Here is a 12,318-nt window from a genome sequence, read left to right on the forward strand (position 1 = left end):
AGTAAAACAATTTATACAAATAACTAAATATTATTTACTAAAAGCCACTGCATTGGGTAAGGTGGATTTTTCTTTCATTAAATGGGACGAATTATGAAGTTATCGCCATCAGTTACGATTGAGCAAAGTGAAACCGGGCTTGAATTTATTAAAGTTGCTAGTGAGTTTTGTAGCGCAACTATTTTTCTGCAAGGTGCGCAGATCACTGAGTTCACGCCAACCGATAAAAAGCCACTATTATGGGTCTCAGAATTAGAAGATTACCAAGAGGGCAAAGGTGTGCGAGGCGGTATTCCGATTTGTTGGCCATGGTTCGGAGTAAGCCAACATGAAGGCTGGCCAGCTCATGGTGTTGCTCGCACAAGTTTATGGCGCGCAGAAGAAGTAAAAGAACAAGACGATTCTATTTATATCAGTTTGTCATTGCCGATGACGCAAGTTGATGAAAAGTATTGGCCTTATAAAACTAAGTTATTGGCTGAGTTTATTTTAACCTCTAGCTTAGAGATGCGTTTAACAACCACGAACTTAGATAACCAAACAGTACAGTTTACTCAAGCACTGCACACGTACTTCCCAACACCAGCAATTGAAGAAACAAAAGTAGATGGTCTGCAAGGCGCGAAATACATTGAATTTGCTGAAGGTCCATTTGAGCAAAATGAATTAGTGTCGTTCGCGCGTGAAACAGATATGGTTTACACCGAAGCAAAAGACACTCAGCGTATCATTACACCTGATGGCATTATTGAAGTAGGCCGCGAAAATTCAACATCCTGTGTACTTTGGAACCCATGGATAGATAAATCAAAACGTCTTTCTAATTTTGCTGATGACGAATACCACGTCATGCTGTGTTTAGAAGCGGCTAATGTCCTTGATGATAGTGTTGAACTTGCGCCAGGAGCAAGCCATACACTTGCAACAAAACTACGCTGGGTATAATTTATAACGACTCAGTGTTAGCACGTAAGGCCGGCACAGCTGGCCTTTACAAGGAATTACCGTGTTTAGTAATCAACAAATAGAAACCCTTCCAAAGCATCAAACGATTCAATTCCAACCACTTGCAGATAATGCGATATGGCATGTACAACTAAATTGGTTGTTGTTTTATGTGCCTCTGATGGCCGTGATCATTGCAGTACGGCACTTTAATCCTGCCGTTAGCGAAGCTATTGCTACACCTTGGCTTTTGGTTTTGCCATTGTTGGTAATACTGTCGATGGTTTACAACCTTTACAGCGTTCGCGCTAAAGGGGTGGCAGTAAGAGAGCATGATATTGCCTTTAAGCGAGGTTTAATTTGGCAACAAATCACTTTATTGCCTATATCTCGCGTGCAACACACCGAAATTCATCGCGGCCCAATTGAGCGAAAGTTAGGACTCGCAACACTCAGGCTTTACAGTGCGGGTGGCATGAGTGCTGATTTACATATCAGTGGGTTAACGGACGAGCAATGCAATGATGTTCGCCAGTTCGTGCAAAGTTATGGTGATAATGCAGCAACTCAAGAAAATGAGCTTGCCGATGAGTGATCAACAATGGCAACGCGTGTCGCCATGGGCGCTACTGTATTTTATTGTTCACTTTGCACTGCGCTTCATAAAAGATGGGCTACTTAATTTACTGCCAATTTTGGTGTTATTTGTTACGCAAGTTGAGCAAAAGCTGTTTTGGGGGCAAATAGCTGTTGCCGTAGCCTCTTTAGTTTTAGTGCTGTATGCCTTTGCTTATTATCGTAATTTTAAATACCGCATAACAGATGGTCACGAAATACTGCTCAATAAAGGGGTATTTAAAAAAGAGCGGCTAACCCTAAAATTTGCTCGAGTACAGAACGTAAACATTGCCGAGCCTTTTTATTTTCAGCCAGTTAATTTAGTTAATTGTATTTTCGATGCCGCCGGTAGTAGTGCTCAAGAAGCTGTGATCCCGGGAGTTAAGCTTAGTTATGCCGAGCAAGTTCGTGAACAAGTTATGGAATTTAAGGCTCAGTTACAACAGCAAGAGCAGCTACCTGTTGAGCATAACGAAGCAACAGATAAACCGAAAACCTTAACGATCAGCAATGCTGAAATTGCTAAGTTTGGTTTGATGTCGAACATGGCAATTTTAGCATTGGCCGCACTTGCTCCATTTATGAATGTGATTTTTGAGTACCTCGAAAAAACCATCATAAACCGCCTAGAGGCCATACTGAATGAGCAAGCTGCTTTTGTTGGTAGTGCTGCTGCAATCGCTGTGTTAATTATGGTTGTTGTTATTGTTTTATGTGCCATATTACTTTCTGTTGTCATGGCCTTAGTGCGCTTTTTTAACTTTCAGCTGTATTTTCAGGACGATAAGTTTAAGCGTGTGGCAGGTTTATTTGAGCGCCAGCAACTCTCGATCAGCGTGTCGAAAATTCAAAGTGTGCAAATCAAACAAAATATTATTGCTAGGCTCCTTAATCGCTATACCTTAATTTGCCCACAAGTGAGTAGTGGTGGTATGGCAGCTGGGGTTGCGGCACATAAAAATAAACAAACGTTAGTGATGCCAGTAATCACTAAAGAGCAAGTGCAAGCCGTGTGTGGCTGGTTATTTCCATGGTTTGTTGATTTAACAGAGCTTAACTTTATTAAGCCTGAGCGAGCTTTACTTTATAAAAATACGTTTTTCTATGTGATCCTGCCAACTGTATTTTCTGCTTTAATTTTCAATGCCTTATTTGATGCTGTTACGATGCTGTGGAACAGTGTCGTAGGCTTAGTTTTGATGATCGGTGTGTTTTTAAATTATCAAAAAACGGGTTTGGCTATGTATCAACATGACGGTCGTTTTTTTGCCGTATTTAAAACCGGTATGCTGGGTGTGCAGTATCGTGTTTTTGAAATCTATAAAGCGCAAAGCGTCACTACAATAAGCACTTATTTAATGCGCCGATCACAGCTTAAAAGCTTGTATATACAACTGGCTTCTGGTTCTGTATTAATGCCTTACTTAAAAGCAGAGCTGGCTGAGCAGTTTGCTGATTTCGCCCTATATGAAATAGAAGGCGTTGAGCGGAATTGGTTTTAAATGAAAATGGTTCTCAATATCATTGACTCATTTTAATATCGAGGTATACTAGCGCAACGTCAATAATCACGGGTGCGCAATGATTTATTTACTACCTATTTTAGCTATTTCAGGTGTTGTTGCCTTACTTTGTTATGCACGTTCGCAGCAGGAGTGTAAGGGCTTATGTGTGAGTGTTGCCGTTACAGCAATTGCTTTACTCGTAACCGCAGCTTTGGTCATTGCGGGGCTCGGTGCATTAAGAAGTAGCCTGATGTTTGCCGTGACTATTTTTATTATTTATCAATTACTAGGCTTGGTTCGCCCACTTAAAATCGAGTAATTTCTTACACTTTTTAACTTCAGCCTTTTAAAAAAGCATCGCATACTAGCCCTTAAATTAAGCAACTTGCTAATCAAGGATTGTGATGAAAAAAGCTCTGTTAACTGTGGCACTACTTGCTGCTAGCCACGCTTCAAGCCAAGAGACTTGGCAAACTATTCATACCGAGCACTTTAATGTGCATTTTAGTACTGAGAATCAGCAATGGGCCCGTTCAGCGGCAACAGAGCTTGAAATTGTTCGCGATAAGGTACTAAAACAGCAAAATCGTGCTCTTGATGAAGTGGTCGATGTTCTGGTTTTTGACCCATTTAACGCCTCCAATGGCTTTGCTTTACCGGTGACTAACAAGCCTTTAATGGCTTTGTTTACTACGCCTCCACAATCCGACACGGTGATTTCTAACACCGATGGTTGGCAGCAGTTATTAATTTTGCACGAATATATTCATTTGGTGCACCTTGCTCAGCCTACTCGAAGTGACGTGCGCCAAGCTATTCGTAATAGTTGGGATATTTACGACTTAGTTGAAGGCGAAATGCCGCGCTGGGCTGCTGAAGGGTATGCAACGCTGCTGGAGTCGAAAATGACAGGGCGGGGTCGTTTATACGATAACCTTTCAGAGGCAATACTGGTTGAATTTGCCCAGCAAGGTGCATTGCCACAATATAGCCAATTAAGTAGTACCGAAGGGGGCTATTTAGCTGGCTCAATGGCGTATTTAATGGGATCTCGCTTTCTTGCTTGGCTCGAAGAGAACTATTCAGCGCAAACCCTTGATGCAGTTTGGACGCGCATGCAAGCGGTTAAAGCGCGTGATTTTAATGAGGCCTTTAGCGGCGTATTTGGCGATTCACCTGAACGCCTCTACCGCCGTTTTATTGCAGAATATACTTATAAAGCAATGGCTAAAGAGGTAAGTGAGCAAACACTTACAGGTAAGCTTTGGTTGGAGCTTGATCTATACGCCTCGAACCCTGTTTTAAGTTTAGATAACAGTAAGCTTGCCATTGTTGAGCGCAACAAAGATGACGAAACCCGCTTAGTCATTTATAGCACTGATGACAATCAACAGGCTGCTGATGATTTTGCGAAGCAGCAACAAGCGTTACTCGATGATGACCCTGCTGATATTGCAGATAAAGCCCCCAGTGTTTTTAAGCGTAAGCAAAAACATGTGCTTCACCAAATTAATAGGCAGGGTATAAAAAATCCGCAGTGGTTAGATGAAAGTACACTATTTTTCACTGCTACAACAACCGTAGGTAAAGGCTCAATTCAAGGTATTTCTGATCTATACCGCTATGATATTGATACAGGTAAAGTAACTGCATTAAGCCATCATGCAGGGCTGCGCCGCTTTAGTATCAGTGATAACGGGCAAACGGTTTATGCTGAGCAAACGAAGCATGGTTTCTCGGAGCTAGTGCGCCTTGACCTCAATACGGGTGTCGCTACGCCTTTATTTGAGAAAAGCCTAGAAACGGTTTATGACTATCCATTACTAAGCCCTAATAAAACACAACTTGCCTATTTAAAAGCGACATTGAATGCTAATTGGCAGTTGTATATACAAGATGTAAACTCTCAGCAATCAATAGCAGTGCCTATGCCTGATGGTTATCAGTATGTGTCACAACCTAATTGGCAAGCCGATGGCACAGGGCTTTATTTTGTCGCTGGTAAAAATAAAGCTCTCGATTTATATCATTATGATCTACAAAGCAATTCACTACGACAATTAACGCAAGGCCAAGAAGCTATTGCACACCCAATGGCAATGAATAATGGTGAACTTTTGTATTTATCGATCACTGCTGAAGGGCCGAATATCAAGCATTTTGCTGAGCAACCACAAGGGTTAGAGGTTGTTGAATTTGCTAAAAGTGCAGCGCCACCACGAGGGCAAGTAACGAGCGAAGTATTACCTGAGGCTAAAATCTACCCGCAAAGCCCAACTGAGCCAGCCGATTATGATATTTGGCAGCAAAAACCCACCTTTTCATTGGCATCTCAGTATTACTCGGCATCATCTTCGCTGCTTACCCTTGGGGTCAAAAGTAACGACTTTTTAAAGCAGCTCGATTTACAAGCAGGCTACAGTGTTGATTTACATGACAAAGCATTGGAAGGGGTGTTCGCGGCCGCTAGGTACTCAGCGTTTGATTTAAAATTTAAAGCGCTGTTATTTGATTACGACCTTGAATCAGCAAAACAGTACCATTCACAAATACCGGTTAAGATAAGTAACACTGGGGCGCATTTAGCCATGAGCTACCCGTTGCAGTTTCAGCAGCTTAGTATTACACCGAGTTTGAGCTATAACTACAGTGATTTTAGTAAGGGGGATGATCAATGGTTAACCCTTGGACTTAAACAAAAATGGCAACATGATAGACAGCGATACGGTTTTGCTCAGTCTGTGAGTGCTCAGTGGTTATCCGGTGATGCTAACTCGAATAATTGGCAGGGCTATAACTTTGCCACCGTATTGAGCGGTTATGCTTTTGATATTCCTGTTTATGTTAATTTTGCACAGCAATATCGCGATGACAGTATTCTTGCACTTGGCGGTTATGAGTCAAACTTAATTAATAATGACACGCAAAGCGGCTTTGTTGTTGCCCCTGAGTTGCCGTTTATTAGTCAATCAGGTAACCGCTATAAAGGTTATGGCGGGGGCATTAGTTACAAAGATTCATTACCTTGGCTTTATTACCAACAGCATCAGGTCGATAACCGAGTTTATGCACAAAGTTACGGGCTAAAATGGCGGGGAGACTTTAGCTTTGGTATGGGGCCCGCAGGTTTGAACGATGTAAACCTTGATTTTGGCGTCGCCCGGGTAGAAGGCGACGACTTTGAAAATGATTTACGGGCTTGGCTAAGCTTTTATTACTCGTTATAGCCTAGTGTTGGTCTTTTAAGGCGAAAAGCTTGGCGTGATATAGCGCCAGTTTTTCGTCTTTATTTTCTATCTCAATGGCTTTTTCTAGCCATTCCTTACTGCTTTGCTCATTACCTTGCTGAAAACTAATAATCGCTAATTCTATATAGGGTTCAGATAAATAAGGGGCTAATGCAATAGCATCTTCAAGTTGTTGCTTTGCCTTGTAAAGCTTGCCATTGTTACGGGCGTTAATTGCCGTTGCTAGTAACTCGAATGGATCCTGCTCTAGCATCGCTAACTGTGAATTGAGCTGCTCTGCCAAAACTTGATCATTCAGTTGCTCGGCCAGCACTGCGTAATTATGTAGTAAATTTGTATCGCTAAAGCCATGCTGCATTGCTGTTTGATAAATATGTTTTGCTCCAGCTAAATCACCCGCTTGGCGATGTAAAACGGCAGCTAGATTATAAAGTGCTGCTGCATTTGGGGTGTATTCATTGGCTTTTAATATATAACTATAGCTTAAGTCGAATTGTTTCAAGGCCAGTGCTTTTGCAGCTAAATTACTGTAATAACGGCTAATTAAGTCTTTTAATTCAGCGCGGCCAGAGTAAAAACTACCACGAGCAGGAAAGTAATCGATTACTGTGCCTGGCGGCACCAAGTAATTATCGTCCTCATTTAAAGGGGCGTAGACTTTGGTGCGAAAATGGCCCGATACATACACTATGTTATTTTGTTTGCTATAAACAGGCTCACTGGAGACCGCTTGAAAGCTTGTTTGAAGTCCTGCTAGTTGAGCATAAGCATGGGTTAAAATTGCTAAGCTAATACAGTTACCTTGATGACCTTGAAGAGTCTGCTGGGCATTAAGTGTGGCGCTAAAGTAATTAAAATTGGTGAGCTTATTCTCTAAATAGCGATATAGGATTTGGTCATCTCTTAAATCACTACCCTGACGCTTGGTAAAATAATCAAGAAAACGTTTCTTCTCATCTGCAGGGAGCTTAAAGAGCTCTGGGTCGCTAAGTTCAACGTGTTTAAAGTGTGCTGCATTGAGTAAGCTGGCCACACTTGGTGGTGGCGTTGGTTGTTGTTTTGTACTCTTGCATCCAACTAAAAAAGTACTTAAAACAAGCGCATATAAAATTGACTTCATGGCTTAACCCTCCTGAGCACTATTTAATCAATGTACCCAGATCACATTAATTATTCAAGTTAGTCGTTAGTGTCATCAGCTGTAAACAGCTTGTACGGATATCTTGCCAATAGACAGTTGTTTATTTTTTATTCTTTATTGCATTCTAAAACGCCCTCATTACAATGCCGCGCTCTTTTAAATTGCTTTAAAAACAGTTGTTTACTGTAATTTCATGGGCGATTTATAAACTGCTAACTTATTAACTAAATTGTAACGAGAGAGGTCTGTTTTGGCGCACTTTTTGCCGATTATTTCATGCTTTATTTTAGCGTTTAGCTTTTATCCGCTTTTAAATAAGATCCGTAAAAATCGCAGTGTGTCGGGCGTTTCGCTGTTAATGATGAGCTTTGGTGTTGCGCAAAGTTTATATTTCATCACCTTTAACCTATTTTTTCAGCGTTTTTACATGGTTTTGCCGTTTGTTGTTACCGGCATGCTAAGTGGTGTGATTCTTTACTACTTTGTTCGTTACAACGCTGCGCGAAAGCAACGCATGCAGCTAGCTGGGTTATTAGCCATGTCGGTCGTGCCTTTTGGTTTGTTGCTTAACCCTCATTATGAAACAGCAACAGTGCTTAACTGGCTAACCTATGTAGGTTTAGTCATGAGCTCTATTCGTGTTATGCCGCAGACTTATAAAACCATTAAAAGTGGTGATATTAGTAATTTAAGTGCGCGCTACTTTAGCCTACAGTTTGTTGCTGGAAGCTGCGGCCTTGCTGCCGAGCTTGCTATGACGACACCGAGTGTGTCTCACATACTGACCTTTGTAATGATTCTACTGACTAATGCCGCACAACTAGGGTGTATTCAGTATTATAAATCGCGCCCTGCAATGGCTTAAAAACAAAAGGCTGCCAAGTGGCAGCCTTTTTTGTGTAGTTTTACTTATGCTTCAAGTGCTTTACTAATTAAGCGATCGATATATTGCTTATGTGCTTTAGCTGCGGTGTCTGCACCCCATGGCACGCTCAAATCAGCAATTTGATTTAACTGATAAAGCGCGGCAGCTTTGGCTAAGTTATCGTGCTTGCTCGCTTTGCCTAAACCAGCAATCGCGATTAGCTGATTCACATATTCAACTTGTAGATTGTGACTTAGGGTATTTGCTTTTTTGCTGTCTACAAAAATGCTTGCTGTTAAGTCATTCATAAATTGGTTAAGTGAATACTCGTTGCCATACATTGCACTGTCTGAAATACGCAGCATGACCGCTGGGTGTAACAACTGAGCAAGTACCAGCTTTTGCATGCCTAAAATCATGCCATGTGGTTTAGGGTCTTCGTTCTTACCATAATGATTAAAGCCACGACGTTGCTGTAGCAGGTAGTTATACAGTGGCTGCATACTAGCAAGCACATTTGGCGAGAATACTTTGTCGGCTAACACTTGCATTGCATGTTGCTGGCGCTCAAGTGGCACTGGCGTAAATGGTGCACCATTTTTGTCATCGCCCACCACATTACGTTCTACATAAACACCACCAATTTGACGAGATACCACGCCTGCTTGTGTTCTGTAGCTTCTAAATAAAATGTTCGCTGAGGTAACCAGCTGCTGGTATGACTCACCATTAACCGTGGCATTGTCTTTAAGTTCAGTAAACAGCTTATTGATAAGTTCCATACGGTCATCAGCATATGCGGCAGGGTTAGATGACATATCACCAATCATTACACGTGGGTCGATATGGCGGCCTGGGGCACGCATGTCATCAGCATCATTACCAAACGCTAAAGCATGCTCAGATGAGCGAGCGAGAATTTTTTCAAGGCGTTGTTGCTCAGCGGCTTTATCAGCTAATGCTTGGCTGTAGCCGTATTCAATTGCCCAATCATCGTAAGGGCCAGGTTTTGTTTGGAAAATATCACCTTGTTGCATGCCAATAGGGGCAATGTTTGCTGGTGCATAGTCCATAACTGAACCCGTTACGATACCTTGCGTTTTACTCTTATCGTGAACTTCTTTTTCATCCCACAAAATAGATGATTTCATATTGTGGTTAAGACCTAGGGTATGCCCCACTTCGTGTAAAACTAGCTGAGTTAAGCCTTGGCGTAAAATCTCTTTGTCTTCAATGCTCGCACCTGTGCCTAAGCCTTTAGCAAGTAGCATGTTTTCTTGAATGCTGTGGCCCAGTGAGCAATGTAAATCTGTGCTGCTTTGACTAGTTTCAAGCGTGGCTGCACCTTGAGTGTATAAGGTGTCGTACATCCAACGGTTTTTCATGAAAACATACTCTAACATGATGTCAGAGCCTAAGATTTCACCGGTTAATGGGTTCGCAAGGGCAGGACCATAACCGCCAAATGGAGGGCGCGGTGATGCAGTCCAACGCAATACATTGTAGTTAATATCGCCTGCATCCCAATCGGCGTCATCAGGTTGTACTTTTACTTCGATGGCATTTTTAAAGCCTGCTTTTTCAAATGAGCTATTCCATGCTAGTACGGCATCACGAATAGTGTCTCGCCACTCAACCGGGGTAGTATTTTCAATCCACCAAGTAATCGGTTTAACTGGCTCAGACAGTGCCGCTGACGGGTCTTTCTTTTGTAAGTCCCAGCGCTTGATGACATCTTCATAAGGTGCCCAATCCGCTGATGTCATATTGTCGAATTCGTTAGTGAAATAACCAATACGCGCGTCATCTTGGCGAGCTTGATAATCATTTTTCGGTAGCGCGACAAATGAATGCTGTACTTTAATTGAAACGTTACGAGGATCGCTTACGGCTTTTGAACCTCGTACTGTTGGGTTAGCATTAGAAAATACATAATCCACCACAACATCTAGGTTATTTGGGTAAGGGCGCTGTTTAACAATACGCGACTTTTTGTCGTTTAACTTACCAAGTTTAAAGCGTTTGCTGGCATTTTTATCTTTTGGGTTTGCCCAAGGTGACACTTTATGCAGTGCTTCACTTAAAAAGAGCTTATCAACTTTAAAAGCAATTTTACCGTCTTCTTCTTTTTCGATTTTAATACTCGCAAGCACAGCTTCGCTGATGTTGGCATCGGCAGAGCGTGCTAAGGCTGAGTTTTCATCAAATTTATAGCGTGGTGTTTTGCTAATAATATCAATGCGGTCAAAATATTTACGAAACTCAATTAGTTTTGTCTCGCGGTATGCCCCTCTGAAGTGGCCTGCGTCAGTAACACCATCAACGGTGTGAGCAAAGTACACAAATGGTGTATCAAGTTGAGATTGGTCGATCACCATTAAGTTATCGCCGGTTTTTGCATCTTGGTAAATGCTGAAAACACCAGCAAACTCGCTTTTATCTTTGATCATTTCAGCCAGTGTTTTTGGCTTCTTTTCTTCTTTTTTTGTTTCGGCGGCGTGGCCATTCATGGCAAACGCTAAGCTTAGTGCCAGCGCAATGTTTGTTATTTTCATTGTTAACTCGTTCCTTTCATTATTTCTCAATCAAGTTTAATGAATTAACCTCTTGATAAAAGGCTGTTTGTTAACAAGTGTGAAGGTGGTTTTGTAAGCTGTTGATATTATGTGGCTTTTGTTTGTAACAAATTGTTCTTAGATAAGTTTAGGTTTTTGTGTTGCCAATTTATCTGTTTTTGTAACAGTTCCTTACAAATGTCACATTAATGTTTCTGTCAGCTTTGGTATGATAGGGCCAGTGAAAATATTATAGGTGTAAGTTATGCGCACAAGTTTATTAAAATGGATATTACCGTTTGTTGCATTAATCGTTGGTGTTGCTGGTTTTAAAGCAATCAACGCGATTGCTCAAGAGCCTAAAGACAAGGATGTAGTTGATGTGCGTCCTTTAGTACAGGTTGAGCCAGTAGCAAGTGATGATCATCAAGTGATTATTAATAGTTACGGCGAAGTGAAACCGCTTGAAAGTACCTTACTTGCCTCGCAAGTGGCTGGTGAAGTTACAAGCTGGCATCCAAATTTTGTTGCTGGTGGCATCGTAGCGCGTGGTGAAGTGTTATTTACCATCGAAAAAGATAACTACGAAGCAGCTGTACTACAAGCTGAAGCGTCACTTGCTAGTGCTCAAGCGGCACTGATCGAAGAGCAAGCACAAGCTAAAGTGGCAGAGGATGAAGCAAGACGTTACCCAGAACGTGAGCGCACAGACTTATTCCTACGTAAACCTCAAGTTTTAAGCGCGCAAGCCGCTGTTAAATCAGCGCAAGCTGCATTAAAACGTGCCGAACGTGACCTTGCTCGTTGTGAGGTGAAAGCACCTTACGATGCGCTGGTGATCAGCCGTGAAATTGGTGTCGGCCAATACATCAATGTGGGTAGCCAAGTTGCTGAAATTAACAATATTGAAAGTGCAGAAATCATTGTACCAATTGCTGGTTTCGATAGTGTATTTTTGCCAAAACGCTTAAAAGGCGTTAAAGCGACCATCATCAATAAAGGCTTAAATAGCTTTACTCGTGAAGCCGAAATTGACCGTGACCTAGGCGTAGTTGATAACGCGACGCGTATGAGCAACTTAGTTGTTCGTGTTGATGACCCATACGGCTTAAAGCATGACGTACAACCAATTAAATTTGGTGCTTACGTACAAGTGAGCTTTGCCGGTGCAACATTACAAAATATCTACCGTTTACCGCAGTCTTTAGTGAATAACCAGACGGTGTGGATTGTGAACGACGAGAATAAACTTGAACCACGTAAAGTAACTGTAGTGCGTGAAGAGGGTGAGTATTTCTACATTAGCGATGGCCTTGAAGTGAATGACCAGTTGGTTCTGACGCTGCCTGAGTACCCGCAAGAGGGTATGGAAGTGAAGGTTGCTGGAATGAAAGAAATGACAAGCGATGCAGAAACTGCAGCGGTTGAAAAGCTTTAAGGT

General features: G+C 41.9%; 9 protein-coding genes. 7 read left to right on the forward strand and 2 right to left on the reverse strand.

Going from position 1 to position 12,318, the window contains the following annotated elements; genetic code table 11:
• Positions 1-93 precede the first annotated feature (93 nt).
• The 5 genes from EXT43_RS15170 to EXT43_RS15190 all read left to right on the forward strand — a co-directional run bounded on the left by EXT43_RS15170 (position 94) and on the right by EXT43_RS15190 (position 6,295).
• Positions 94-945, forward strand: a complete 852-nt coding sequence (locus EXT43_RS15170) for a D-hexose-6-phosphate mutarotase (RefSeq protein WP_130167351.1) — start codon at positions 94-96, stop codon at positions 943-945.
• A 61-nt stretch (positions 946-1,006) separates the two neighbouring features.
• Positions 1,007-1,540 (forward strand): PH domain-containing protein, encoded by a 534-nt coding sequence (locus EXT43_RS15175; protein ID WP_054562964.1) that lies wholly within the window; start codon positions 1,007-1,009, stop codon positions 1,538-1,540.
• Complete coding sequence (locus EXT43_RS15180; RefSeq protein ID WP_130167352.1) at positions 1,533-3,065, forward strand: PH domain-containing protein; 1,533 nt, start codon at positions 1,533-1,535, stop codon at positions 3,063-3,065. The genes EXT43_RS15175 and EXT43_RS15180 overlap by 8 nt, the downstream gene beginning before the upstream one ends.
• Positions 3,066-3,144: 79 nt before the next feature.
• Positions 3,145-3,387 carry a hypothetical protein gene (locus tag EXT43_RS15185; protein WP_054562962.1) on the forward strand — a complete coding sequence of 81 codons (243 nt, stop codon included), beginning with the start codon at positions 3,145-3,147 and terminating at the stop codon, positions 3,385-3,387.
• An 85-nt stretch (positions 3,388-3,472) separates the two neighbouring features.
• A complete protein-coding gene (locus EXT43_RS15190; protein WP_130167353.1) occupies positions 3,473-6,295 on the forward strand; it encodes a hypothetical protein in 2,823 nt (940 codons plus the stop codon).
• Between the two features lies 1 nt (position 6,296).
• Here EXT43_RS15190 and EXT43_RS15195 read toward each other — a convergent pair whose 3' ends face one another.
• Complete coding sequence (locus tag EXT43_RS15195) at positions 6,297-7,436, reverse strand: hypothetical protein (RefSeq protein WP_130167354.1); 1,140 nt, start codon at positions 7,434-7,436, stop codon at positions 6,297-6,299.
• Positions 7,437-7,707: 271 nt separating this feature from the next.
• Here EXT43_RS15195 and EXT43_RS15200 point away from each other — a divergent pair, with 271 nt between their 5' ends.
• Positions 7,708-8,322, forward strand: coding sequence for a PQ-loop domain-containing transporter (locus EXT43_RS15200; protein WP_130167355.1), 615 nt, complete (start codon positions 7,708-7,710; stop codon positions 8,320-8,322).
• 44 nt (positions 8,323-8,366) lie between these two features.
• On the opposite strand, the gene EXT43_RS15205 is transcribed toward EXT43_RS15200, so the two are convergent.
• Entirely contained in the window at positions 8,367-10,877 is a 2,511-nt protein-coding gene (locus tag EXT43_RS15205) for a zinc-dependent metalloprotease (RefSeq protein WP_130167356.1), read from the reverse strand.
• A 265-nt stretch (positions 10,878-11,142) separates the two neighbouring features.
• Here EXT43_RS15205 and EXT43_RS15210 point away from each other — a divergent pair, with 265 nt between their 5' ends.
• A complete protein-coding gene (locus EXT43_RS15210) occupies positions 11,143-12,315 on the forward strand; it encodes an efflux RND transporter periplasmic adaptor subunit (protein WP_054562957.1) in 1,173 nt (390 codons plus the stop codon).
• Positions 12,316-12,318: the final 3 nt, after the last annotated feature.

Source organism: Pseudoalteromonas sp. CO109Y, assembly GCF_004208935.1.
GTDB classification, from domain to species: Bacteria; Pseudomonadota; Gammaproteobacteria; order Enterobacterales; family Alteromonadaceae; genus Pseudoalteromonas; species Pseudoalteromonas shioyasakiensis.